This is a genomic window from Ruegeria sp. G5, from assembly GCF_056533365.1.
In genome coordinates this window covers 455,171-480,263 of the sequence record NZ_JBQFOK010000002.1, presented here as the reverse complement: position 1 = coordinate 480,263, position 25,093 = coordinate 455,171, and the positions used below count along the sequence as shown (strand labels likewise).

28 protein-coding genes are annotated in these 25,093 nt (G+C 55.9%); 15 read left to right on the top strand and 13 right to left on the bottom strand.

Going from position 1 to position 25,093, the window contains the following annotated elements; all coding sequences use genetic code 11:
• Positions 1 to 26 precede the first annotated feature (26 nt).
• Positions 27 to 965, bottom strand: coding sequence for an ACP S-malonyltransferase (gene fabD, locus ACR0BD_RS05480; RefSeq protein ID WP_480829290.1), 939 nt, complete (start codon positions 963 to 965; stop codon positions 27 to 29).
• Between the two features lie 171 nt (positions 966 to 1,136).
• Between fabD and ACR0BD_RS05475 the strand changes: the two genes are divergently transcribed.
• Positions 1,137 to 2,366, top strand: a complete 1,230-nt coding sequence (locus tag ACR0BD_RS05475) for a cytochrome b/b6 domain-containing protein (protein ID WP_480829289.1) — start codon at positions 1,137 to 1,139, stop codon at positions 2,364 to 2,366.
• A 56-nt stretch (positions 2,367 to 2,422) separates the two neighbouring features.
• Here the strand turns inward: ACR0BD_RS05475 and ACR0BD_RS05470 are convergent, their stop codons facing one another.
• Positions 2,423 to 2,995 (bottom strand): YceI family protein, encoded by a 573-nt coding sequence (locus ACR0BD_RS05470; RefSeq protein WP_480829288.1) that lies wholly within the window; start codon positions 2,993 to 2,995, stop codon positions 2,423 to 2,425.
• Positions 2,996 to 3,121: 126 nt separating this feature from the next.
• Positions 3,122 to 3,640 (bottom strand): hypothetical protein, encoded by a 519-nt coding sequence (locus ACR0BD_RS05465; protein ID WP_480829287.1) that lies wholly within the window; start codon positions 3,638 to 3,640, stop codon positions 3,122 to 3,124.
• Positions 3,641 to 3,924: 284 nt separating this feature from the next.
• Here ACR0BD_RS05465 and rpsF point away from each other — a divergent pair, with 284 nt between their 5' ends.
• The 6 genes from rpsF to ACR0BD_RS05435 all read left to right on the top strand — a co-directional run bounded on the left by rpsF (position 3,925) and on the right by ACR0BD_RS05435 (position 7,660).
• Entirely contained in the window at positions 3,925 to 4,278 is a 354-nt protein-coding gene (gene rpsF / locus ACR0BD_RS05460) for a 30S ribosomal protein S6 (RefSeq protein ID WP_480694082.1), read from the top strand.
• 28 nt (positions 4,279 to 4,306) lie between these two features.
• Positions 4,307 to 4,534 carry a 30S ribosomal protein S18 gene (gene rpsR / locus ACR0BD_RS05455; RefSeq protein ID WP_005608650.1) on the top strand — a complete coding sequence of 76 codons (228 nt, stop codon included), beginning with the start codon at positions 4,307 to 4,309 and terminating at the stop codon, positions 4,532 to 4,534.
• Between the two features lie 12 nt (positions 4,535 to 4,546).
• Positions 4,547 to 5,170, top strand: a complete 624-nt coding sequence (gene rplI, locus ACR0BD_RS05450; protein WP_480829285.1) for a 50S ribosomal protein L9 — start codon at positions 4,547 to 4,549, stop codon at positions 5,168 to 5,170.
• 152 nt (positions 5,171 to 5,322) lie between these two features.
• Positions 5,323 to 5,799 carry a transglycosylase SLT domain-containing protein gene (locus ACR0BD_RS05445; RefSeq protein WP_480829284.1) on the top strand — a complete coding sequence of 159 codons (477 nt, stop codon included), beginning with the start codon at positions 5,323 to 5,325 and terminating at the stop codon, positions 5,797 to 5,799.
• Between the two features lie 210 nt (positions 5,800 to 6,009).
• Positions 6,010 to 6,711, top strand: coding sequence for a helix-turn-helix transcriptional regulator (locus ACR0BD_RS05440; protein WP_480829418.1), 702 nt, complete (start codon positions 6,010 to 6,012; stop codon positions 6,709 to 6,711).
• Between the two features lie 97 nt (positions 6,712 to 6,808).
• Complete coding sequence (locus tag ACR0BD_RS05435) at positions 6,809 to 7,660, top strand: acyl-homoserine-lactone synthase (RefSeq protein ID WP_480694088.1); 852 nt, start codon at positions 6,809 to 6,811, stop codon at positions 7,658 to 7,660.
• A gap of 98 nt (positions 7,661 to 7,758) precedes the next feature.
• Here the strand turns inward: ACR0BD_RS05435 and tig are convergent, their stop codons facing one another.
• The 3 genes from tig to ACR0BD_RS05420 form a co-directional block, all read right to left on the bottom strand.
• Complete coding sequence (gene tig, locus ACR0BD_RS05430) at positions 7,759 to 9,090, bottom strand: trigger factor (RefSeq protein ID WP_480829416.1); 1,332 nt, start codon at positions 9,088 to 9,090, stop codon at positions 7,759 to 7,761.
• A gap of 184 nt (positions 9,091 to 9,274) precedes the next feature.
• Positions 9,275 to 10,399 (bottom strand): porin, encoded by a 1,125-nt coding sequence (locus ACR0BD_RS05425; protein ID WP_480829415.1) that lies wholly within the window; start codon positions 10,397 to 10,399, stop codon positions 9,275 to 9,277.
• Between the two features lie 300 nt (positions 10,400 to 10,699).
• Positions 10,700 to 12,400, bottom strand: a complete 1,701-nt coding sequence (locus tag ACR0BD_RS05420) for an NAD(P)H-hydrate dehydratase (protein WP_480829283.1) — start codon at positions 12,398 to 12,400, stop codon at positions 10,700 to 10,702.
• 170 nt (positions 12,401 to 12,570) lie between these two features.
• Between ACR0BD_RS05420 and ACR0BD_RS05415 the strand changes: the two genes are divergently transcribed.
• The 5 genes from ACR0BD_RS05415 (at position 12,571) to ACR0BD_RS05395 (ending at position 17,062) form a co-directional block, all read left to right on the top strand.
• Positions 12,571 to 12,909, top strand: coding sequence for a P-II family nitrogen regulator (locus tag ACR0BD_RS05415; RefSeq protein ID WP_170354532.1), 339 nt, complete (start codon positions 12,571 to 12,573; stop codon positions 12,907 to 12,909).
• A 30-nt stretch (positions 12,910 to 12,939) separates the two neighbouring features.
• On the top strand, positions 12,940 to 14,346 hold the full coding sequence (glnA, locus tag ACR0BD_RS05410) for a type I glutamate--ammonia ligase (protein ID WP_480694096.1): 1,407 nt from the start codon (positions 12,940 to 12,942) through the stop codon (positions 14,344 to 14,346).
• Between the two features lie 100 nt (positions 14,347 to 14,446).
• On the top strand, positions 14,447 to 15,091 hold the full coding sequence (locus tag ACR0BD_RS05405; RefSeq protein ID WP_480829281.1) for an MSMEG_1061 family FMN-dependent PPOX-type flavoprotein: 645 nt from the start codon (positions 14,447 to 14,449) through the stop codon (positions 15,089 to 15,091).
• Between the two features lie 68 nt (positions 15,092 to 15,159).
• The gene (locus ACR0BD_RS05400) at positions 15,160 to 15,948 is read left to right on the top strand and encodes a lytic murein transglycosylase (protein WP_480829280.1); all 789 of its coding nucleotides are present in this window, start codon (positions 15,160 to 15,162) and stop codon (positions 15,946 to 15,948) included.
• Between the two features lie 199 nt (positions 15,949 to 16,147).
• Positions 16,148 to 17,062, top strand: coding sequence for a hypothetical protein (locus tag ACR0BD_RS05395; RefSeq protein ID WP_480829279.1), 915 nt, complete (start codon positions 16,148 to 16,150; stop codon positions 17,060 to 17,062).
• A 36-nt stretch (positions 17,063 to 17,098) separates the two neighbouring features.
• On the opposite strand, the gene ACR0BD_RS05390 is transcribed toward ACR0BD_RS05395, so the two are convergent.
• On the bottom strand, positions 17,099 to 17,842 hold the full coding sequence (locus tag ACR0BD_RS05390) for a heme-dependent oxidative N-demethylase family protein (RefSeq protein WP_480829278.1): 744 nt from the start codon (positions 17,840 to 17,842) through the stop codon (positions 17,099 to 17,101).
• Between the two features lie 125 nt (positions 17,843 to 17,967).
• Here ACR0BD_RS05390 and dddP point away from each other — a divergent pair, with 125 nt between their 5' ends.
• A complete protein-coding gene (gene dddP / locus ACR0BD_RS05385) occupies positions 17,968 to 19,311 on the top strand; it encodes a dimethylsulfonioproprionate lyase DddP (protein WP_480829277.1) in 1,344 nt (447 codons plus the stop codon).
• A 4-nt stretch (positions 19,312 to 19,315) separates the two neighbouring features.
• Here dddP and ACR0BD_RS05380 read toward each other — a convergent pair whose 3' ends face one another.
• Positions 19,316 to 19,498, bottom strand: a complete 183-nt coding sequence (locus ACR0BD_RS05380) for a hypothetical protein (protein WP_480694106.1) — start codon at positions 19,496 to 19,498, stop codon at positions 19,316 to 19,318.
• 239 nt (positions 19,499 to 19,737) lie between these two features.
• Here ACR0BD_RS05380 and ACR0BD_RS05375 point away from each other — a divergent pair, with 239 nt between their 5' ends.
• On the top strand, positions 19,738 to 20,952 hold the full coding sequence (locus ACR0BD_RS05375; RefSeq protein ID WP_480829276.1) for a bifunctional alpha/beta hydrolase/OsmC family protein: 1,215 nt from the start codon (positions 19,738 to 19,740) through the stop codon (positions 20,950 to 20,952).
• A gap of 5 nt (positions 20,953 to 20,957) precedes the next feature.
• Here ACR0BD_RS05375 and ACR0BD_RS05370 read toward each other — a convergent pair whose 3' ends face one another.
• From ACR0BD_RS05370 to ACR0BD_RS05350, 5 genes are all read right to left on the bottom strand, one after another.
• Positions 20,958 to 21,314 (bottom strand): hypothetical protein, encoded by a 357-nt coding sequence (locus ACR0BD_RS05370; protein WP_480694110.1) that lies wholly within the window; start codon positions 21,312 to 21,314, stop codon positions 20,958 to 20,960.
• Between the two features lie 10 nt (positions 21,315 to 21,324).
• Entirely contained in the window at positions 21,325 to 21,882 is a 558-nt protein-coding gene (locus tag ACR0BD_RS05365; protein WP_480829274.1) for a hypothetical protein, read from the bottom strand.
• A 136-nt stretch (positions 21,883 to 22,018) separates the two neighbouring features.
• Positions 22,019 to 22,606 carry a biotin transporter BioY gene (locus ACR0BD_RS05360; protein WP_480829273.1) on the bottom strand — a complete coding sequence of 196 codons (588 nt, stop codon included), beginning with the start codon at positions 22,604 to 22,606 and terminating at the stop codon, positions 22,019 to 22,021.
• A 76-nt stretch (positions 22,607 to 22,682) separates the two neighbouring features.
• Entirely contained in the window at positions 22,683 to 23,105 is a 423-nt protein-coding gene (locus ACR0BD_RS05355) for a DUF6314 family protein (protein WP_480829272.1), read from the bottom strand.
• A complete protein-coding gene (locus ACR0BD_RS05350) occupies positions 23,102 to 23,389 on the bottom strand; it encodes a hypothetical protein (protein ID WP_480829271.1) in 288 nt (95 codons plus the stop codon). The genes ACR0BD_RS05355 and ACR0BD_RS05350 overlap by 4 nt, the downstream gene beginning before the upstream one ends.
• Positions 23,390 to 23,523: 134 nt before the next feature.
• On the opposite strand from ACR0BD_RS05350, the gene purB reads away from it, so the two are divergent.
• Entirely contained in the window at positions 23,524 to 24,828 is a 1,305-nt protein-coding gene (gene purB, locus ACR0BD_RS05345; protein ID WP_480829270.1) for an adenylosuccinate lyase, read from the top strand.
• Positions 24,829 to 25,093: the final 265 nt, after the last annotated feature.

Here is a 25,093-nt window from a genome sequence, read left to right as displayed (position 1 = left end):
TTCCCTATAAAGCGCTTAGCGTCGACTTAAGATTCTGAATTGGTGACGTTCTGAACGTCTTCCGGTGTGCCAACAGCCTTGCCAGCAATCGAACGGTCTATCTTACGGATCATTCCGGACAACGCTTTGCCCGCCCCGATTTCCCAGGTTTCCGTCACACCCTGCGCCGCCATGTACTGAACACTCCCGCGCCAACGAACGGACCCGGTGACCTGCTCGACAAGCAGCTGGCGGATCAGATCGGGGTCACTGACCGCTTCGGCGCGGACATTGGCAACCAGCGGCACTGCCGGTGCCTTGATTTCAACATCGGCCAGCGCCTCGGCCATGACATCAGCCGCAGGCTGCATTAATGCACAGTGAAAAGGGGCGCTGACCGGCAACATGACCGCGCGCTTTGCGCCTTTTTCCTTGGCAATCTCTGCCGCACGTTCCACGGCTGCTTTGGCACCCGAGACAACAACCTGCGTCGGATCATTGTCGTTGGCTGCCTGACATACCTCGCCCTGTGCGGCTTCTTCGGCGACGGCCCGAACGGCCTCTAGGTCCAGACCCAATATAGCAGCCATTGCACCCTCGCCGACGGGAACCGCGCTCTGCATTGCTTGCCCCCGAGTACGCAACAACCGTGCCGTGTCTGCGACTGACAAAGCACCAGCCGCTGCAAGCGCAGAATACTCACCAAGTGAGTGCCCAGCGACAAACGCCGCATCAGTGACCGAGACCCCTTCGACCTCAAGCGCGCGCATTGCCGCCATCGAGGTCGCCATCAGCGCTGGTTGCGCGTTTTGCGTCAAGGTTAACTCAGCAATGTCACCTTCCCAAATCAGGCTACTCAGCTTTTCACCCAGCGCCGCATCGACCTCATCGAATACGGCCTGCGCGGCGGGATATGCCTCGGCCAGAGCCTTGCCCATGCCGATGGTCTGGGCGCCCTGCCCCGGGAAAACAAATGCGCGTGTCATTGCAACCTCTTGGATGACGTTAGGTTGCGGCGGGGTGTAAACTGACTGAACGCGCGGCACAAGCTTTGCCTGACCTCTGCACTTTGGCACCGTTTCTGTGCGTGTCGCGCTATTGAGTCCTGTCGTCCCGTCGATAGGTTGAACACTGCCACCTTATCGCCGGAGCGCACTATGTCCTCGACCAACTCATTCTCAAGTTACGGCAGCGTGACAAAGACCTTTCACTGGTTGACCGCCTTGCTGATTTTCACTGCTTTCCCTTTGGGATGGTTTGCCAATGAACTGGCCCATTCGATTTATGATCCGAATATCCCAACAACCGAGGATGACATCGCCCGCGCCGCGCGTCTGTTTTCACTTCATAAGACCGTCGGGGTCGCAGTCTTTTTCGTAGCCATCGCGCGTATCCTTTGGGCCATGACCCAAACCAAGCCCGGCCTTCTGAACGCCGACAACAAACCCGAGGCCTTCGCCGCGGAAACTGTGCACTGGCTGCTTTACGGTTCTCTCGTTTTGGTTCCTTTAACCGGATGGATTCACCATGCGGCAGCCGAAGGGTTTGCGCCAATCCTTTGGCCCTTTGGGCAGAACCTTCCCTTGGTACCCAAGTCTGCCCCGTTGGCCGAGTTCACGGCAAGCTTGCACTGGTTGTTTGTATGGACGCTCGGCGGGTCCTTGGCGTTGCATATCGCTGGGGCGCTCAAGCACCACGTCGTAGACAAAGACAGCACATTGCGGCGCATGTTGCCGGGTTCAGCACAAGCGCCGGAGCCTCCGGCACAGCACCACTCGCGGGCTCCGGCAATCGCTGCACTGGCTGTCTGGGTGGGTGTGTTGGTCGGCGGTTGGGGCATTGGCGCGTTCAGCCATCAGCACTCTGATGCTCACACCGACGCCGCCGAATTGGCAGAGGTGCAATCAGAGTGGCAGGTGCAGGAGGGCACGCTAGGCATTACCATCACCCAATTGGGTAGCCCCGTAACCGGTAGCTTCGAAGAGTGGACCGCCGCTATTGCCTTCGACGACCCCGATGTGCCCGGCTTGGCTGGGACGGTGGATGTCACAATCTCGATCCCGTCTCTCAGCCTCGGCACGGTAAGCGGTCAAGCGATGGGCGCGGATTTCTTTGACAGCGCACAATTCCCAACGGCCCAGTTCAAAGCAGATCTGTACAAAACCGAAACCGGCTATGAAGCACGCGGTCCACTGACCATTCGCGACAAATCCTTGGATGTCGTGTTGCCGTTTTCATTGGAGTTAGCGGATGACACCGCGACGGTCTCAGGCCAGCTTGAACTAAACCGTATGGACTTCGATGTGGGCACCTCACAACCCACCGAAGACTCACTGGGCTTTGCAGTCACAGTCTTGATCGACCTGACGGCCAAGCGTGGCGAATAAAAGAAAACCGCCGGAGCATTGCTCCGGCGGCTTCGTGTCAGAACAGCAAAACTGGTTTATTCGGCCTTCTGCGCCTCAACCGAGATCTGGACCTCAACTTCGTCGCCAACAAACGGGGCGAACTGGCCAAGATCAAAATCGCTGCGGACCAATGTGGTCGTTGCGTCAAAACCGGCCCAGGGCTTGCCCGCCATCGGGTGTTCACCAACCTGGTTCAGCTTGGCGTCCAGAACGACTGACTTGGTTACGCCGTTCATGGTCAAATCGCCGGTGATGTTTGCGGTGTTTTCACCGGTCACTTCGATACCCGTCGAAGTAAAGGTAATCAGGTCGCCTTCGGTCACACCAAAGAAATCTTCGGTCATAAAGTGATCTTCACGCGGCTTCCAACCGGTGAACATCTCGATGACAGGCATGGAAACAGTTACGCTGGATGCAGCAGGGTTTTCCTGATCGAACAGTATCTCGCCTTCGAAACCCGAGAACATGCCATAGGTCGTCGAAAAACCGAGGTGGTTGTAGTTGAAGATGACCTGGCTGTGGCTTGGGTCCAAAACGTATTTCTCGGCACTTGCAAACGCCGAAGTCGCCGACACGGCCAGTGCAGCAGCAAGAAGGGTGGATTTCATGACAATCTCCGCAGTGTTGTGGATGCAAACCGATTGGGTTGCTAGATAACGAAAATGTGCCGCCCAAGGGCGGCACACAAGCTTTATTCTCTCACAACTTCTGTTCCTATATGAACAGAATAAATTTTAGGCGAAGATTGTTACACTTCCGCTCAGTTGCCCTTTGAGCGCTCGGCTGACATCCGCCGATTGCAGCGGCAATTTCATCAGCAGGCTACCGTCCACGTCGAACAGTTCAACCTGATCATCGCTGAACTTCGCACCACCCAGCGTATCATAGCTACGGCGCAGAACCGTCTGCGGACGACCATTTTCGTTCTTTTGCAGCACCCGAACCTCGCGACGGATCGGATCAAAGTAAGCATCTGGACGCGCATCCAGCACCTGTATGGTCAAAAGGCTTACGCCAACCACCAAAAACGCCAGCGATGCTGCCAGCTTGATCGGCCAAACTTCGGTGGCCATTGCCGAACCCGAGGCCAGCCACATTGAAAAAGCCATCACAATCAGAAAAGCGCCGACCATGCGGGCCAAAACCATTCGAACCTTCCAGTTCGGTGCAAACTTGATCAGAACTGGTACAGACTTTTCGAAGCTTCCGCTCTTGGCGGTTTGTTCGAATGTATTCGTATTAATCGCGGTCATTTCTCTCACCCTGTGTTCAGGTTGCCGTCTGGGTCCGGTATGTCCGGCTTTGTCCCCGGTATGGCATTCAATTTCGATTTGAAAAGCGTCAGGAATTGGGCGACCCAAAGGAAATAGCGGGACTTCACCAAGGCATATGTGACGGGACTTGCCCCTCCGCCATAAACGTGTATACGGGGCCATCCTTCGCTAATCGTATGAATCGCGCAGCCTCTCGTGGCAGGGTCGCGAAGGGTTGAATGACCCCGCCTATGAAATGCGCCTTGATATAAACAGGAGTGCACATGCCACTGTATGAGCATGTAATGATCGCGCGTCAGGATCTGTCCAACGCGCAGGCAGAAAGCCTTGTCGAACACTTCGGCACCGTTCTGGCTGACAACGGCGGCAGCGTCGTCGAAAGCGAGTACTGGGGCGTCAAGACGATGGCTTACAAGATCAACAAAAACCGCAAGGGCCACTATGCCTTCCTGAAGACCGACTCGCCTGCTGGCGCGGTTCAGGAAATGGAGCGCCTGATGCGCCTGCATGAAGACGTCATGCGTGTTCTGACCATCAAGGTCGACGAGCATGCCGAGGGCCCCTCGGTCCAGATGCAGAAGCGCGATGAGCGCGAAGGCCGCCGCGAGCGCCGCTGATCAACGCCTGACGAAAGGACACCAAACCATGGCCGCAAAACCATTTTTCCGCCGCCGCAAGGTCTGCCCGTTCTCGGGTGAGAACGCGCCCAAGATCGATTACAAAGACACACGTCTGCTGCAGCGCTACATCTCTGAGCGCGGCAAGATCGTACCTTCGCGCATCACCGCCGTATCGGCGAAAAAGCAGCGTGAACTGGCCCGTGCTATCAAGCGCGCCCGCTTCCTCGCCCTGCTGCCCTACGCTGTGAAGTAAGGAGAGACTGACATGCAAGTTATCCTTCTGGAACGCGTTGCGAAACTGGGTCAGATGGGCGACGTCGTTGACGTCAAGCCCGGCTACGCCCGCAACTTCCTGCTGCCCCAAGGCAAAGCCCTGAGCGCGTCCGAGTCGAACATCGCCTCGTTCGAAGCACAGAAAGCGCAGCTTGAAGCCCGCAACCTGGAAACCAAGAAAGAAGCTGAAGCACTGGCTGAAAAGCTGGACGGTCAGCAATTCATCGTGATTCGCTCGGCATCGGATGCTGGCGCTCTGTACGGCTCGGTCACCCCGCGTGACGCCGCCGAAGCCGCGACCGAAGCAGGTTTCACCGTCGACAAGAAACAGATTGCCCTGATCGCGCCGATCAAGGAACTGGGTCTGCACAACCTCGCGGTCAAACTGCACCCCGAAGTCGAAGTTGAAATCCAGATGAACGTCGCCCGCTCGGAAGAAGAAGCCGAACTGCAAGCGTCCGGCAAGTCGATTCAGGAACTGGCTGCTGAAGAAGAAGCCGCAGCAGAGTTCGAAATCGCTGAACTGTTCGACGACATCGGTTCCGCCGCTTCTGAAGACGACGAACTAGTCGCCGAAGAAGCCCCGGCAGCAGAAGAAGACGAAGCGAAAGCCTAGTCTTCCCTGTGCAATGATTAAGAAAAGGCCGCACAAAATGTGCGGCCTTTTTGCTTACTTGCAGCACGGGCATAATTCAGCCTGAATTTCCACCTATGCTTGCGGTCGAACGTTTGTCACCTATCATCGCCTCAACAAACCCGGAGATCTCGATGACATATTTCACACGTCGCAGCCTGCTGGCCCTCATCTTGGCCGCGCCACTAACCGCATGCGGCGAGCCTGACACACCGACCCGGGCTGCTTTTGATCCGCCACTTTACCCGAATGAAACGCCTGAATTGCGTGAGTCGATCAACAAATGGGCCGATCACTACGAATTGCCCCGCGAGCTGGTGCATAAACTTGCAATCCGTGAAAGTACCCATCGACCCTGGGCCGTTAACCGTCCCTATTATGGGTTGCTTCAGATTTTGCCAGCGACCGCCAGGTCCATGGGATACACCGGCGATCCACAAGGTCTTTTGGACGCGAACACTAATCTGGAGTTTGCGGGCAAGTACCTACGCGGCGCATGGCTGTTGTCAGACGGAGACCAGAACAGGGCTATATTCCTCTATGCGAAAGGCTATTGGCCAGAAGCAAAGGCGCGCGGCATGCTGGTCGAGACAGGTTTGGTACCAGAATAGTTTGGTGCCTTTTGCCTTGGGCGAAAAACCGCAAATTACAGCCTCGTTTACAGGCTTAAATCCGACAATGGATGGATATCCTTAGCAATAAGCCCATTCACAATGCACAATTTGCTTGCCCACAATCGCTGGTTGACGCAACGTATACTATAGTTTGGACAGATAGGACTATTCTCAGGGGAGAGGATGGTCGCCACGAAGGTAGAACAGTTGAAACTCATCGACCTGGCCGCAATCGACCAACAAGACAGGTCGGCGGCCGACATTATCAATGCAGTCTGTGAAGAACTTGGCTTTGACTACGCCTCATACGCCACGTTCAATCCCTTGAAGGGGGATGTTCAGGGATACGCGAACTATCCGGACGAGTGGAAAATCCACTACGGTAAGCACGGCTTTCACCAATTCGACCCGACGCTCCACCAATCCATGCTTAGCATCGCGCCGGTGGATTGGGGCCGCTTTGACCATGATGAAAAATTTCACACTGTCTTCAAGGACGCCCATGATTTCGGCATTACAACACGCGGGCTGACTGTTCCCGTGCGCGGGCCTTATGGTGAGTGTGGCCTGTTGAATGTCACTCGCGACTGCACTGACGAAGAATGGGATGGGCTGAAGCGAAACGTCATGGGTGATTTGCAGCTCGCTGCAGTTCAAGCCCACGATACTGTCATGCAATCTGGTCTTCTATCGAAGGCACTCTATCTGCCATCACTGTCCAGCCGTGAGAAAGAGATCCTGCAGTGGGTCGCCGAAGGCAAGTCGCAGCAAGATATCGGTGACATCCTGTCGATCTCGCACAGAACAGTAGAAGTGCACGTTCGTTCAGGGCGCGAAAAACTGGGTGCATTGTCCACCCCACAGGCCATTGGGCGCGCAATAGGACTCGGCCTAATCTCCCCTGGTTAATAAAAAAAACCAAAAATCTACGGGATACCCCCAATAGCATCTGTTCGTGAGTTGGTTAATTTTCAGTTCACGGTAACCAGACTGTAGGGGGATGGAAATGATCATCGTGATTGATGGTATTAACCAACACAAATTCAAAGACATCTTGGACAAGATGCACCAACTGCGCGCGCGCGTTTTCGGCGATCGCCTGGGATGGGATGTTCACATCAAGAATGGGCGCGAGCGCGACCAATTTGACGAACTGTACCCGGCGCATGTGGTCAGCATCAACGACGATGGGGACGTCGTTGGCTGCATGAGACTGCTGCAAACCACCGGTCCGCATATGCTGTCAGATGTTTTCAATTCAATTCTGGACGGAGAACCACCAATCCGTAGCTCACAGGTATGGGAAGCCACAAGGTTCTGCGTGGACACCAAGAAACTGGGGCGCGGCCGCGGCAAAAACTCAGTCTCTTATGTCACCAGCGAGGTCATGATTGGTTCGTTTGAATACGCTAAGGCGGCAGGTGTTCTGGACTCGATTGCTGTGATCGATCCTGTGATGAACCGCGTTTTGCAACGTTCTGGCAACGCGCCATACGACTACCTTGGAACCGCCAAACCTATGGGCAAGGTTGTTGCGATGGCAGCGATGATGGATTGTTCTGACGAGCGTATCTCAGGAATTCGCGAATATGCAGGCATCCGGCATGATGTCTTTCTGACAGACGAACAAGCGCTGGACCTGATTGCAAAAGCGAAAGCCAAACCACAAGCGGCTAATTGCGACCGCAAACCGCTTACGCAGATGGAAAGATACTTTGTCGAGCAGATAAGCGCAGCAACGACCAAAGCTGAGGTCGATGACGTTCTAAGGCTGATCGAAGCGCTCTCGGACAAGGTCACACCAGAGCAGAAAATCGCCCTAATGAGTACCCCCCGTGCTTTAGCTCATGAGGCCTGACCCCCTCACCTCAGGAGAATAAAGCCACTCAAGCGGAGCCGTCCATTTCAGACGGCTCCGTGTTTTTTTGGCATCCAAGCAAGTTGGACGGAAAAGGATTATTCCTCTTCCAGTGCCTCAACGGCCTTTTGCAGATCGTCTTTGCTGACTTCCTTGTCAGCGACCTGCGCCAATTCGACGATGTAGTCGATGACTTTGTCTTCGAAGATCGGCGCACGCAGTTGTTGCTGCATCTGTGCGTTCTGCTGAACGAACTCAAAGAACTGACGTTCCTGACCGGGGTACTGACGTGCCTGGTTCATGATCGCCTGAGTCATCTCGGCATCGGTTACTTCAACTTCGGCCTTTTGACCAAGCTCAGCCAGCAGCAGGCCCAAACGGACGCGGCGCTCGGCCAGTGAGTTATGCTCGTCAGTTGCCTCGATCTCACCGTGATCGTGGCCTTCGACTTCGGGGTTCTCTTCGTGCCACAGCTGGTGGGCGATTTGCTTGGCCTCAGCCTCAACCAACGACGGCGGCAGTTCGAACTTTACCTTCTCGTCCAGGATGTCCAACAGCGCACGCTTCATGACCGCGCGCGATGCACCGGCGTATTCAGCTTCCAGACGCTCAGCGATCTGACCTTTCAGTGCTTCCAGGTCTTCGGCACCAAATTTCGTGGCCAGTTCGTCGTTAATTTCTGCTGCAACAGGCTCTTTGACTTCTTTCACCGTGCAGGTGAAGACGGCCTCTTTACCTGCCAGATGCTCGGCACCGTATTCGGCAGGGAACGTCACGTTGACGTCTTTTTCTTCCTCGGCTTTGACGCCAACCAGTTGCTCTTCAAAACCGGGGATGAAGCTGTTCGAACCCAGAACCAGCGGATAGTCCTCGGCGGAACCGCCTTCGAATTCTTCGCCATCCACTTTGCCGACGAAATCGATCACGACCTGATCACCGTCCTTGGCTTTCGAGCCTTTGCGGCGTGCTTTGAAATCCTGCGCGGTTTCGGCCAGGTTGTTCAGCGCTTCTTCAATGGCCGCGTCGTCTGCTTTGACGACCAGCTTTTCCAGCTCGACAGATTTCAGGTCGACCTCTGGGATCGCAGGCAGTGCTTCATAGGACATCTCGACATGGACGTCGTCGCCCTCTTTCCAGTCCTCGTTGGTCATCTTGACCTCGGGCTGCAGAGCTGGGCGGTCACCGCTGTCTTCAAAATGCTTGTTCATCGCACCGTCGATGCTTTCCTGCATCGCTTCGCCCAACAGACGCTGGCCAAACTGCTTTTTCAGCAGCGCCATCGGCACCTTGCCTTTGCGAAAGCCCTTCATCTCAATTTCAGGCTGCGCCTCGACCAGTTTTTCATTTACTTTGTCGTCCAGCTCAGCTGCGGACACGACGATGTTGTAGCCGCGTTTCAGACCTTCATTCAGCGTCTCGGTAACCTGCATTATGGTAGTCCCCATAGGATTCGGGGCGCGCAAAACGGCGCGCCGGGCAAATTTGAGGCCTTCTATTTGTCCAGCGGACTACGCGCAAGGGGCAAAGGCCGGATCAGCCTTGTTTTGCCGCCGATTTGAAGAAAAAAACGCCCCTAACCGTGCCAGAACGTTTGATGTCTGGATCAACCGATACTCAGAATTTCCAGAGCGCGCCCAGAACCCAAGCCTCGTTCTCGTCAAAGTCGACTGTGTCGTCAAAATCATGGTTTCGGTACTTGAGGTAGGCATCCGCGTTGATACTGTCGATCCGCTGGACCACCGCGATCCCCCAGGCCTTGGTACTGGACCCATCGTTTTCGAAATCAGATCCATCAAAATAGTCTATTCCGAAGCCGGTTTTTCCCCACGTTACCCAGTCGGCCTCATACGCCAATTTGGCATACCAATAGTTTGGATCGCTTACCCCATTGGCTGTGTCATCACGTGCACCCAAGGCCGCTGTAAAGCTAAAGCCGCTGGGTAAAAGAACCGAGGCAGACCCAATTGTGTCTCGGCGTTCGCCTGTTCCATCATCAAAATCCCGAACGGCATAGGCGACACTTGCGGCGAACTCTGCCCCATTACCGAAGGTATTTCGGTACCGCACGGCAATATCGTAATAGTCGTCGTCATCGCTGCTGGAGAGGATGTTCTGCCCGTAGGCAATAGCGGCGGAAAACCCGTTGAAACCCGGCGTGTCATAGCGGATGCGACCACGGCGCGCGCCGTCAAAGTTACTGGCTGAGTCCCCGACTGTAATGCCGCTTAGAACGCCGTCTTCCTGACGGTAAAAGAATGCCCCGTTTTCGTCATTGGTAAATGAGTAGAGAGCCGTCCCAACGAAGGATAAATCCGTTTCGGCAGCACCATCAGATGCCATGCTTCCCTGACCTGCTGAAAACTTTCCGTATCCGCCCTTCAACGCAAAATCGACATGGCGAATGTCTTCTCGCGACCAGCCATCGTTGTTCGTGCCATCCTGATTGGCAGTACCGGTGCTCGGCAGGCCCAGACCTGTTTCGAAACGGAAAGTGAACTCGTTGCTTCCGTACGGTTGCATCAGCCGCAACCCTACGCGGCTGTTTGACAGGTCATGGTCCAGCAGTCGCGTAACAGTCTCTTGTCCATCGTCTACTGAGACAATCGCCGGGTGGAGTTGGCCGTACAACTCCACATAACCGCCACTATCGTTCTCGTATTTCAATTCTGCCGCAGCGGAACTCGCCATTACTGTTGAGAAAACTGCCAGAGATGTACTCAAATTGCAGACGTGGGCCATCTTGATCACCATAAAATTTCCGGTTTCCAGACGGGTGCGATTTGGCACCAGACCACCTGAGGCCACGGGCACCCGAGTGTTCCCGGCGCTCCAATTGAACGCCGCCCACCACCTTTGGTTAAGCGGCAGTAGTTGAAGTAATTTCAAAGGCTTATTTATTGGGCCTTCGACAACTCGCCCTCATGATGAAGTTTGGTTGGAAGCTCATTAAAATGCAAACATTCGATAATGTCTATATTATTAACGTTCGGCCAGTTGTCGCCGAAAATACGGCGCATAGGCTATTCCGCGCCTATAAATTCATAAATTGTGTTTTCTGAACACTTTTGGCAATTGTTCCGGCAAATCTTCTGCGATCAGCCCTGCTCCAAATTGCAACGCGCATTCAACATGCAACCAAGCCGCAGTTTCAGCTGCCTGCTTTGGACTGAACCCGCGCGCTAATAAGCCGACAACAAAACCCGCCAGAACATCCCCTGAGCCCGCTGTTGCCAACCAAGGGGCCGAACGCGCGTAAGCGGCCGCGTTGATCGCGCAGCGTCCATCAGGGGATGCAACAACCGTATCCGGCCCCTTGAACAGAACCACGCACCCAGCCCTTTTGGCGGCTTCTCGCGTTGCATCAACCTTGGAATAGGCCGGGCCTTTGGTCGGCGTCACAGCCAAATTCTCTGCAATATCGGGAAAAAGACGATCAAATTCGCCGCCATGTGGTGTCAAAACACAGTTCTTATGAAGCGTCTGAAACAAGGCTGTGGGATCATCTGCAAACGCCGTCAGCGCATCAGCATCCAACACCGTCGCGCGCTGTGCCCGAAGCGCGACCGGCACCATTTCGCGCGCCCTCTCAATCCCTAATCCGGGCCCTAAGCACAGAGCACTCAGCCGCTCGTCCGCCAGCACATCCGAAAGCCCCTCAGCGCCTTCAACCCGCTGCAACATGATGGCAGTCACCTGCGCCGCCACCTCGCTCTGCGCGGCTGGTGGCACCCCCAGTGTCACCAACCCCGCTCCGATCCGCAAAGCGCCCCGGGCTGCAAGCCGCGCCGCGCCGGTTTTGCCCGGACCACCCGACAGGATAAGGGCATGCCCGTGTGTGTATTTGTGCTCAGACGCTTCTTTGCGCAGGTAACGAGAAAGAATGCTGCGATCCACCTCCACACCCAGCACCCGACCCAGCTTTTTTTCGCCACTCAGTGCGAATGACGCGTTGCGTGAAATCGAACCCGGTTCTCCCGGGCGGGATAGCCCGATGTCGACTACAGCGGTTTCTCCGCTGTATCTGGGGCCATCCGCAAGGACATGGCCCGGCTTTTTACTATGAAAAGTAACCGTCAGATGCGCACCAACCTGAACAGGATCGCCTCCCAACGTCCTGCCACTGTCAGCACACAAACCAGACGGGATATCGACCGAAACGACCCGCGGCCACCATGGGTCAATGTCCGCTTCAGAACTGATCTGAATTTCATCAAGAACACTTTTGAGCCCCTCAATGGGCCGCGTTAAACCGTTCCCGAAGAGAGCATCCAAAACCAGGTCAGGCCCCTTGGATGCGAACGTTCTTGCGGCCTTTTCCTCCAAAAACTCCACTTCGCGCCCCGTTGGCACCGGAAGAGACAGTGTCGCTACCTCTCCAAGCGCCGTCCACCGCTCATAATTCACCTTCGCATCCGGCGGCAGCTTGTCTGCTTTACCGTACAGAAAAACCTCCACTTCCCAGCCCTGCGCATGCAAAAGACGCGCCACAACAAACCCGTCACCGCCGTTGTTTCCAGGTCCGCACAGCACCACTGCGCGCAGTGGATCCCCTTCATCTGGCCCTAAATATCCCGGGGGTGCGGGGGCTGGCCCCCGCGTTAACTCCGGCCATTCCTGGAATATCGCCTCGACAACGCCTTGCCCTGCCCGCTCCATCAACTCAAGCCCAGTCACTTCACCAGACTCAATCGCTGCCTGCTCAATGGCACGCATCTGCGCAGCGGTAAGCAATTCCGTCATCTCAAAATCTCCAGGCGATTCAATTTTGATTATTTTTTACGCAAGTCGATCAAAATTTAACACGTCGCCCCTTTTCCCGGCACCCAAACAAGGTCAAATTCGCAATCGGATTGCCGACCGATCTTAGACGTGGTCACTGCCATCCTGACAAGAGTTAAAGGGAGCCCGGGATGAAGAAGATCGAAGCGATCATCAAACCGTTCAAACTCGACGAAGTAAAAGAGGCATTGCAGGACGTTGGTGTCCAGGGTCTTAGCGTGATCGAGGTGAAAGGGTTTGGCCGTCAGAAAGGCCACACCGAATTGTACCGTGGTGCGGAATACGTTGTCGATTTCTTGCCCAAGGTAAAGGTCGAGGTCGTATTGGACGACGATCAGGTCGATGCCGCCATCGACGCGATCGTCTCGGCTGCGAAAACCGACAAAATTGGCGACGGCAAGATTTTTGTATCGCCTGTTGAACAAGCCATTCGCATCCGGACCGGCGAGACCGGTTCGGAAGCGCTGTAATCGAACACTCCAATCAGAGGAATAGAGAGTATGAGCAAGGACGCAGTTCTTCAGCTGATCCGGGACGAGGATGCTGAATACGTCGATATCCGCTTCACCGACCCGCGCGGCAAACTTCAGCACGTCACCATCATGTCTGATCAGGTTGACGAAGACTTCCTGGAAGAAGGCTTTATGTTTGACGGCTCGTCGATCGCAGGTTGGAAGTCGATCGAAGCATCCGACATGAAACTGATGCCCGACACCGACAGCGCCTATGTCGATCCGTTCTACGCGGAAAAGACAATCTGCATTCACTGCTCGGTTGTTGAGCCTGACACTGGCGAAGCTTATGAGCGCGACCCGCGCGGCACAGCCGAAAAAGCCGAAGCGTACCTGAAGTCTTCGGGTATCGGTGATGTTGCCTACTTCGGTCCCGAAGCCGAATTCTTCCTGTTTGACGACGTTCGCTTCTCAAACAGCATCAATAAAGTGTCCTACGAGGTCGATGCGACCGACGCGTCGTGGAACACCGACACCGAGTACGAGATGGGCAACATGGGCCATCGTCCGGGCGTCAAAGGTGGTTACTTCCCTGTAAACCCCGTGGACGAAGCGCAGGATCTGCGTTCGGAAATGCTGTCGACCATGAAGCGTCTGGGCATGAAAGTTGACAAGCACCACCACGAGGTTGCGTCCTGTCAGCACGAGCTGGGCCTGATCTTTGACAGCCTGACCAAGCAAGCCGACGAACTTCAGAAGTACAAGTACGTCATCCACAACGTCGCGCACGCCTACGGCAAATCGGCCACGTTCATGCCGAAGCCGATCGCAGGTGACAACGGCACCGGCATGCACTGCAACATGTCGATCTGGAAAGACGGCAAACCGCTGTTCGCTGGCGACAAATACGCTGACCTGTCGGATGAGGCGCTGTACTTCATCGGCGGCATTCTGAAGCACGCGAAAACGCTGAACGCCTTCACCAACCCGTCGACCAACAGCTACAAGCGTCTGATCCCGGGCTTCGAGGCCCCTGTTCTGCGCGCCTACTCGGCCCGTAACCGTTCGGGTTGTGTCCGTATTCCGTGGACCGAAAGCCCGAAAGCCAAACGCGTCGAGGCCCGCTTCCCCGATCCGGCCGCAAACCCCTACCTGGCGTTTGCCGCTCTGCTGATGGCCGGTCTGGACGGCATCAAGAACAAGATCGATCCGGGCGAAGCAATGGACAAGAACCTGTACGATCTGCCTGCCGAAGAACTGGCCGACATCCCGACCGTATGTGGTTCGCTGCGTGAAGCTCTGGAAGCTCTGGCATCCGATCACGACTTCCTGCTGCAAGGCGACGTGTTCACCAAAGACCAGATCGACGGCTACATCGCACTGAAGATGGAAGAGGTCGAAACCTACGAGCACACCCCGCACCCAGTTGAATACGGCATGTACTACAGCTGCTAATCCGGCGTTGGGTTTACATCTTCAAGGGCGTCCGAAAGGGCGCCCTTGTCTCATTGGGGCGCATCTTTCACAATCGACCTACCCGGTTAGGAGAGATCGCATGCCCTCAGACGCCCCCTTCTCGCAGTTCTCGGATATTGTGACATCAACGGAAGAGCTGGAGCAAATTGTCGGTGCCCCTCTTCCCCAAATCATTGCCAAAGAGCTGCCCGCTCTGGACGAGATGTGCCGCGATTTTATCGCCGCCTCACCTTTTTGCCTGATCGCCTCCGCAAATCCGGACGGGCATCTGGACATATCGCCAAGAGGTGATCCCACGGGTTTTGTCGAGGTCATCTCAGAGACCTTGATTGCGATCCCCGATCGCCCTGGAAACAAACGTGTCGATACGTTCCACAACATCCTGAAAGACCCGCGCGTCAGCCTGATCTTTTTCGTTCCGGGCAAAATGGAAACCCTGCGCATCCGCGGGGAGGCCCGCATTTGCGCCGACAAAGATCTTTTGGAAAGCATGTCCGTTCAGGGTCACGCCCCAAAACTGGCCTTGTTAATCCACATCCACACCGTTTTCGCGCATTGCCCAAAATGCGTCATCCGCGCGAACCTGTGGCAACCGGAAGAATGGAAGGATTCGTCGAACCTGCCTAATATGAATGCCATGATGGTCCGGCACGCAAAGATCAGCAAAACGCCTGAGGAATGGTTTGAAAGCCTCAAAGGCACGGGCGAGTTGGACCTGTATTAAATCCCTTTGCCGAAGGGCATGTTCGCAATAGGCTTTCAGGTATCATTTTGAACTAAGGGAGTTCAACGATGTTGCGTTTCGCACTCGCATTAGTGCTGACCCTACCGACGACTGGCATGGCGGCAACCTGTGGTAACACAAGTGCGGGCTTTGAAGCATGGAAGGCCGATTTTGCAAAGCAAGCCAAACGCGCCGGGGTTCGGAAAAAGGGGCTTCAAGCACTGGCGCAAAGCTCTTACGCGACGCGAACGATTGCAGCGGATCGCAATCAGAAAAGTTTCAGGTACTCGCTAGACAAGTTCATGCAGGTCCGCGGTGCCAACACAATCGTTGCCCAAGGTCGCAAACGTAAGGCCCGCAACCCACAGTTTTACGAAACGCTCGAGCGCCAATACGGCGTCCCTGCCGGCGTGCTGCTTGCCATTCATGGAATGGAAACGGGTTTCGGAAATTTCATGGGCGACAGTCAAGTTGTTTCCGCAATAACCACGCTAGCGTATGATTGTCGCCGATCCGAGTTCTTCATCCCGCACGCTATCGGAGCCCTGAAACTTGTAGATCAAGGCAGTATTACGACCCAGACCAAAGGGGCAAAACATGGCGAATTAGGGCACACTCAGTTCCTGCCGGGCAATGCGCTCGACTTTGGAGTGGATGCCACAGGCGATGGCAAGGTCGATTTCTACAACATGACAGATGCCTTGGCCTCGACAGCCAACTTTTTGCGAAAAAAGGGTTGGAAAAAGGGGCGCGGCTACCAGCCGGGACAACCGAACTTTGCCGTCATTCAGCAGTGGAATGCCGCGACGGTGTACCAACAATCCATCGCAATAATGGCCGCCCGAATCGATAATTAGGCATGGTCACAATTAAGTGTAGCTCTTCCTCAATTCAGCCACATTGTCGCCACAGACATTAAACGGCCCTTAAAATGCCTAGGTTTCCATAGCGTAACCAATCTTAGCGTTTTGTCATTTTTTTCCATTTTTGCCCAAATCTGCCCTTTTTCCCTTGCTAAATTGGTTCTCAAGCAAAAGTGCGGCAAAGGAATGCGCAGTGACTCCGAAGAACAGCTATCACGGTGGTTTGCAGTTTGACGGTGAGACCGATGGCGCGGTCGAGCGGTTCAGCGCAATTGTCGCTGCGACTTTGGAAGATTATGGCCATCTTGTTGAGCGCAAGAACGTTCTGAACGCGACCGAAGCCAGCATTGTTTGTAACCAATACCTTGTGCGCCTGGCACTCGATACGCAGGTCCCTGCAGAGGAAACCAACCTTGTCGGCGATGACCGTACGGCCGAGCTGAAAACGCTTCAAAAGCCGGTTGTGACGCTCCCGCAGAACCGGCTTACAATCACGATAACCCCGGTTTCCGAGCTGCTGGACGACAGCGAAATTTCCGAGCTTATGCTGGTCGTCATTTTGTATCGGATGGTCGATATTTGCGCGACGCAGCGCGTCGAGTGGCTTTCGCCCAACACCGTGTTGACCATCCAGCAATTCATGAGTGCGTTTGACACTCTGCCCCCCGTTAAAAAAAAGCGGAATAGAAAACAGATTTTCGAGGCGGTTTCTGGCCCATTTGCGGGACTGGACACCATTGAGGAAGACCATCTGGACGAGCCACAAAAAAAGGCGCCGAAAACGGCAGCCCGGCCGATCCAGTTGTCGGATGAGCAGTTGCTCAGCATCGCTTTTCGGACAGAACCTATCGAGCAGCCAACCGATCGGGAGGATACGCACCCCCTCGACCACGAACATCCCAGTGACATCCTGCGACTGACAAGTTGGGGAATAACAGGTGCCGTGGCCAGCGTATCCGTGCCGATTGCGGCTTCAATGGCCGCTGTGAACCTGATACGAGGCGAAGATTTTCGCCTTAATACACAGGTACTTGCCTACACGGTCGCGATCTCCGCTCTCAGCACAAGCGGAGCTTTCGCGGGCGTGGTCAACGCGTTGGGCATGTAACACACGAAACCAAGACCCTCCTAGGAGGCCCCGCCATCAGGCGGGGTCTTCCGTTTTCGGGATACGGTCAGCGGCCAGCACATAAGTATGTATCGAAAAGACCACGGCCTGTGTTCTGGGTAGCCGCAGCAGCGTCTGACGCTCACTGCGCAAAAAACCAGCCGATCCTTTGTCTGTGATTTCTCTTGGCTCCTTCGCGCTGCGCGGCTGAAACAGCTCGGCATCGTCATACCAAAGCGCATTAAACCGCCATAGCGGTCGCCCGATTTGTATCCCGTCAAACAGGCGCTGCACGCGGCGCGCGATGTTTTCGTCGTAGCTTGAAACCGGAACATGAATATCGACCAACGGGCGCATGAATTTCTCTGACAAGGTCCAACTGGCTGGAAAACACAGAATGGCTCCGGTCAGGACATGTTCGTCACCATGTTTTTGCAAAATGCAGAAGTCTTCCTGAGCCAACCTGCACAACGTATCCAGCGGTTGCGAGCGGTCGATTTCTACGGCCTGACCATCCGGTCGATCTGCTCGATCTACGCATTCAGGATAGGCTTGTTCCAGCACCATATCCAACAACTCTTGCGCGGCAGGCTCAGCGCTGGGATCCAATGCCAGCACGTCTGCGCGTCGGGCACGCAGCAGATTGTCGCGATGTTGCATCTGTTCGTTAAATGCGTCGTCCCGATGTAACCAGTGATCGAAAGTGGTTGGCAGAATGCCCGGCAAAGGGCGTGGTTTCATTGGATTATATGGGATCGAGGTCTGCAGGATTGTCGCCATGAGGTTTGCTTAGCATCAGTTCGTTAGGGTGTCGGCCAAAAAACGACGATTTTCCGGTCGCATTTTCTAAAGACGACTCGAAACAGATTCTCCATCCTCGACGAACTCAGGCAGGGAGACTCACCATGAACCAGCACTATCGGGACAACCGAAAGATCGACCCGAACAAAGGCGCCACCCTGGGCGATGGCACACCGAATGAGCTGGACCGGATCGAAATTGGCCCAACACAACTGGCCTTTGCCGAATGGGAAGCTGCAGGCCTGTCCCTACCGAACCTTGCCCGCATGAGAGAACACCGCTGGAAGCGCCTGACGCAAGCCGTCGTCGATCGGGGCTATGGCGGGTTGCTGATGTTTGATCCGTTGAACATCCGTTATGCAACCGACAGCACCAACATGCAGCTTTGGAACACGCACAACCCTTTCCGTGCCGTGTTGCTGTGTGCGGATGGCTACATGGTGATCTGGGACTATAAAAACTCGCCCTTCCTGTCGACGTTCAACCCACTGGTACGCGAGCAGCGCTCGGGCGCTGACCTGTTCTATTTCGACCGGGGCGACAAGGTCGACGTGGCGGCGGATGTTTTCTCGAACGAAGTGCGCGTGCTGATCGAAGAGCATAGCGGCGGCAACAAACGTCTGGCCGTGGACAAGATCATGCTGCACGGCCTTCGCGCCCTTGAGGCGCAAGGGTTCGAGATCATGGAAGGTGAAGAGGTCACGGAAAAAACCCGTGCTATCAAGGGGCCGGACGAAATCCTGGCCATGCGCTGCGCCAACCACGCTTGCGAGACCGCTGTTGCCGAGATGGAGAAATTCACCCGCGCGAATGTAGGTGACGGCAAAACCTCGGAAGATGACATTTGGGCTGTTCTGCATGCCGAAAACATTCGCCGTGGCGGCGAATGGATCGAAACCCGCTTGTTGGCCTCGGGTCAACGGACAAACCCCTGGTTTCAGGAATGCGGCCCTCGCATCACGCAAAAGAACGAGATTATTGCCTTTGATACCGACCTGATCGGTTCCTACGGCATCTGCATTGATATCTCGCGCACTTGGTGGATCGGGGATGAGAAACCCCGCGCTGATATGATTTATGCAATGCAGCACGCGCATGAGCACATCATGACCAACATGGAAATGCTCAAACCCGGCGTGACGATCCCCGAACTGACCGCTAACTGCCACAGGCTGGATGACAAATTCCAGGCGCAGAAATACGGCTGCCTGATGCACGGGGTTGGCCTGTGTGATGAATGGCCTCTGGTCGCTTACCCTGATCAGGCCGTCGCAGGTTCATACGATTACGCGCTGGAGCCGGGCATGGTTCTATGCGTTGAGGCTGCCGTTGGTGAGGTCGGCGGTGACTTCTCGATCAAGTTGGAGGATCAGGTTCTGATCACCGAAGACGGGTACGAGAACCTGACAACCTACCCATTTGATCCACAGTTGATGGGTCTGGCGTGACGCCTTAGTCCGGCCAATTCGAACGCCGGACGTTTCCGTGCCAATCCTCTGCTTCTATGGTCGCAACCGGTTTCGATTGCGGCCAATTTTGCCCGGCGCTGAACCCGATTGCAGCGGTCAGGGCTGCCACAAGCAAAAGATCGGGGCGAAGTACTGCAACATGCTGCGGTGACGTGACATTTCCCATAGTTGCCTCCTGGCTGATTAAACACAGCTTCAACATGGGCGCATCGGTGAAATAATTAAAACGAATAATTAAGCGCCATATCATCACAGAAATTGAACTATTGCGAAGCGCTTACGAACAAGCGCCCGATTTGGATGCCTACTTATTACTCACCTTCACGTGACGCTGCCCACTTGGGGGTTGAGCGCATTCTCTGATAACCACAGTATTGGCGGCAACCCGATACGTAAGGAACTACCATGCCCACCGAACGCGTTAACTTTGCCGGCCACGACGGCAATCAGCTTGCTGCGCGCCTAGATCTGCCGGACGGGCCTGTACTGGCGACTGCATTGTTTGCGCATTGTTTTACGTGCTCAAAAGACATCCCGGCGGCCCGCAGGATCGCCGCACGACTTGCGGCAATGGGCATTGCTGTTTTGCGGTTTGACTTCACCGGCCTTGGGCATTCCGAGGGTGAATTCGCCAACACGACCTTCACATCCAATGTCGAAGACCTGATCGCCGCCGCGCACTACCTGGCCGGGCGAGATATGCCCCCGGCTTTGCTTGTTGGCCATTCACTGGGCGGGGCGGCCGTCTTGCGTGCCCGCGCAGGCATCCCCAGTGTCAAGGCCGTGGTCACCTTGGGTGCGCCCTTCGATCCGGGCCATGTTTCCCACCACTTCGAAGACGCCTTATCCGAAATCCAGGAAGCAGGATCAGCCGAAGTCTCATTGGGAGGTCGACCCTTCCGTATTGGCAAAGCCTTTGTGGACGACATTTCACAAGCTGCACTGACCCCCGCGATACAGGAACTGAAAGCTGCCCTGCTGATCCTGCACGCCCCTTTGGATGAAACCGTCAGCATCGACAACGCAAGTTCGATCTTTATGGCTGCGAAACACCCCAAAAGCTTTGTAACGCTGGATGATGCCGATCACCTGATTACCCGCGCCACGGACGCCGAATATGCGGCAGACGTCATCTCAGCCTGGGTGACGCGTTACGTGACGCTCTGCCCTCCTGCCCCGCCGCCGGGTGCTCCGGAAGGTGTTGTGCGCGTGACTGAGGCTGATCCCAACGGCTTTTTGCAAGACGTCCAATCCGGCCCCCGTCACCATGTTGTCGCAGATGAACCGGCGTCATATGGCGGCACTGATCGGGGCATGTCCCCATACGGGTTTGTCTCGTCAGGTTTGGGGGCATGCACTTCGATGACCATCCGCATGTACGCCCGCCGAAAAAGATGGCCGTTGACCGGTATTATGGTCGATGTGTGCCACGACAAGGTTCACGCACAAGACGCGGGTTTGGTGAGTGACGCGAAGGTCGATCTGTTTCGCCGGAAAATCCGTCTGGAAGGCCCGTTGGACGAGGAACAGCGCGCGCGTCTTTTAGAGATCGCCGACAAGTGCCCTGTACACAGGACACTTGAAGGCACTGCAAAGATCACGACCGAACTGCTGACTTAACCCCCCTAACGCCGTGGAGACGGGCGATGGATCGGCGGCCGGGCAGCCGGTGGGCGCGCAACGGGTGGGCGTGGCCGCGCCGGTGGTTTAGCCACAGGCGGTCTTGGGCGGGCAGGCGGTTTGCCTACGGGCGGCTTGGGTCGTACGGGCGGTTTGCCTTCGGGCGGGCGGGGGCGATTGGGACGGTCCACATCAATGTCTACGTCGACATCGTGATAATAATCGTTCCACAGCAGCGAGTCGTAGAATGGATCGTATCCATAACCGACACCCACCGTTACGCCGTCGCATGCGGTTATCGTGAAGCCAGCAATTCCCATTCCTAGTGCGAGGATGGACCGTTTGATCAGTTTGCGTGTCATCTGCCCCTCCTTATCGCGCAGACCGGAACGAGGCGAAAACCGCGTTCAGATCGTCTACATAGGCCGGGTCTGCGCCGTCTCGTAAGACCGCGACTGCAACGGCAACCCGGTCGCCGGGCAGATCGATAACGGTGGCGGTGAAGTTCACGCCACGCCCCTCTCGGCTTCCGGTGCCTCGGACCACGCGTGCGGGCAGGCCTCCGATGCTTAGTGAAACGGCTTCGGAGACCTCGGGATCTTTAACCAAAAACTTATCGACGTCCTGCAGATAGCGCAGCCCACCTTCGATCGACGCCACTCCTGCCGGAGATACAAACCCGATCCAGACATTATCATCTGTCAAAGGGCGCACCCCCATGACACGAGCCACAGCGCGCGGGTCCCCCAGCTCGGTGTCTTCAATCTCACGCGGCCCACCAGTGCGAACAGCCCAGAAGTCCGGGACCGAGAAACTGAACAACGCGCGCCCGCCATCCGTGTAGGTCACAGGCGTTTCAGCCGCGACAGGTGCGGCCATCAACAAAACCGCAGCAATAGCGGCGCATGTCGAACTCAAACGAAAAAACATATCATGATAACCTGTTGTTTCTGTTGCGTCAGAGTGGACCTTGGCAAACAGCTTTGTCCAGTGCTGTGGTAAAACAAAAAAAACCCGCGCCAGGATCGCTCCGGGCGCGGGTAAGATTGTTAAGTCTGGCTGGAAATCAGGTGCGGGCGTCGCCGACCAGTTTCCACAGACCAGGGATCAGCAGAGCAGCCAGAACCAGCTTGATCGCATCACCCACCAGGAACGGCGTCAAACCCCATGCCAGAATAGGTTGATCCCAGCCGTACAGCTGACCCAGCCACAGCAGGCCAGGCACATAGATCGCAACATTCGCCAGAACCAGCGCAACTGCCATCTTGCCGATCGAACGATCCCAGCCACGCGCGGCCAGAGCCCCCAGCAGGACGGTCGCCATCAGGTAACCGACGAGGTATCCGCCAGTTCCGCCCATCATGTAAGTCAGGCCGAATTTTTCAGCCGACGAGCCGGCAAATACATCAAAGCCCAACGCACCAATCAGCAGATAACCCAGCATGGTGACCAGACCCAGACGCGCACCATAGGCGGTACCGATGGTCAAAACGGCAAAAGTACCCATTGTGATTGGAACCGGCCACATCGGCACTTTGATTTTGGCGGCAACGGCCAGAGCCACGATGCCCAGCGCGACCAGGATCGCCTGCTTGACACGCAGCGCTGTACCCTCACGCGGGCCAAATGCGTTGGCCAGTACGTTTGCATTCATCTTCACTTCTCCCACTTCGGATCGTAATTCTGCGACAGCAATGCCCTGTCAGGGCGGTTTCTGCAACATGATTACGCTATCGCAGAGCGTACTTCGTGTCCATTTCATAGGATTTTCGGGGACCTGCTACGATCCATCGCACGTTCCAGACCGGCCATTGCCCGAAATCATACAACGCATCATAGCTGTCCGGCGCGCAATCGTGATGATCGGTCGCTTGCGGCGTGCCAAGCTTCAGGGTGTGAAAAAACCGGCCATCCTCAAAGTAAACGGCTATCCCGTCATCGCTATCGCGCCAGAAATAGCGGCGTGTGCCTTTCATCGCGGGTTGCCCCGGTATGCGCAAAGACACCTCTTCGTCATACACAAGGCCGTCCTCGCCCTGATACAGGCGCGCGATACCCTCGGCGTGCACATCGTGTCCTGCCCGCGCGTCCCGGATCGTGCGGGTCAAGGCCCAGTCCCCTTTGAAATCAGACAGGCAGGTTGGCAAACTCATTCTGCATACCTTCCATCGGTGCGACCCCCGTTATCATCGATAAAGCGGATGACGTCCCCTGCGCGATGCACGTTGTAGCACGCCCACAATGAGGACGGAGGCCAGACCGAGCAATACTGATCATCACGCACCGCCCAGCGCCCGGCACTGGGACGGCCCGAGAAATACTGGGTTGCCCCTGACGCATCAAAGGTCTGCCAAACGCCGTCTCCGTACCCAAGTTTTGCACCGGTCAAGGCCGCCGTAATCTCAGCCCCCGTCAAAGGACGAAACGCATCGGCCATCGTAGTGGTGGGCCACAGGGCTAAAATCAGGGCAAACCGTCTCATCATTGCACTCGTGCCTTGTTCCATTGCGCGGGTGGGTTTAAACCGCGCCGCATCGTCCTCTGCCAAATCACAAAAAGGTGCAGCTGCCAATGATTCCGCGTTATTCCCGCCCCGAGATGGTTTCCATCTGGTCGCCCGAAACCAAGTTCCGCATCTGGTTCGAGATCGAGGCGCATGCCTGCGACGCCATGGCTGATCTAGGTGTGATCCCGCGCGAAAACGCCGAGGCAGTGTGGAAGGCAAAGGACGTGGAATTCGACGTCGCTCGCATTGATGAGATCGAGGCCGTCACCAAGCACGACGTCATCGCCTTTCTGACTCACCTGGCCGAGCATGTCGGCAGCGAAGAGGCCCGCTTTGTACATCAGGGCATGACCAGTTCGGACGTGTTGGACACTTGCCTGAACGTGCAGCTGACCCGCGCTGCTGACTTGTTGATCGCAGACCTCGAAGGTCTTCTGGCCGCCCTGAAACGCCGCGCGATCGAACACAAGGATACCGTCCGCATTGGTCGTAGCCACGGCATCCACGCCGAACCTACCACCATGGGTCTGACATTCGCGCGTTTTTACGCCGAGATGGATCGCAACCTGTCCCGCATGCGCGACGCACGGGCCGAGATTGCAACCGGCGCTATCAGCGGCGCGGTCGGCACCTTTGCCAATATCGATCCGGCGGTCGAAGAGCATGTGTGCGACAAGCTGGGCCTGGTGCCCGAACCGATCAGCACTCAGGTTATCCCGCGCGACCGTCATGCGGCCTTCTTTGCGACCTTGGGCGTCATCGCCAGCAGCATCGAAAACATCGCCATCGAAATCCGCCACATGCAGCGGACCGAGGTGCTGGAAGGGGCCGAGTTTTTCTCGATGGGCCAAAAGGGTTCGTCGGCCATGCCGCACAAGAAAAACCCAGTGCTGACCGAGAACCTGACCGGCCTAGCCCGTATGGTGCGCGCCGCCGTTATCCCGGCGATGGAGAACGTGGCACTTTGGCACGAACGTGACATCTCGCATTCTTCGGTTGAACGGATGATTGGGCCGGACGCCACGATCACTCTGGATTTTGCCCTGGCCCGTCTCACAGGTGTGATCGACAAGATGCTGATCTTCCCTGAAAACATGATCGAAAACATGAACAAGTTCCCCGGTCTGGTCATGAGCCAACGGGTGCTTCTGGCCCTGACCCAAGCCGGTGTCAGCCGCGAAGACGCCTATGCCATGGTTCAGCGCAACGCACTGAAAGTCTGGGAACACCGCACCGATTTCAAAGAGGAACTACTGGCTGACGCCGACGTCACTGCTGCCCTCAGCCCCGCTGAGATCGAAGAAAAATTCGACCTCGGTTATCATACCAAACATGTCGACACGATTTTTGCGCGTGTGTTTGGCGAATAAAAGCCTCGCGCTCAAATAGTTGCAGTGACCCGGATCGCGATCAGTGCTCCGGGTCTCTGTTTTTTGAATTTCAGGTCAAATTCGGATATAATGATTGTGTAGTTCCATTCAGGAGACGCATGATGATCCGGACAATTCTATGCGCATTGGCTTTTGTCAGCTCGACCACGGCTGCATTGGCGTGCAGTGCCCACACCGAACAGACGCAATCCTGCGCCCCGGGAACATACTGGGATTCCGAGACCCATAGCTGCACAAAAATTGT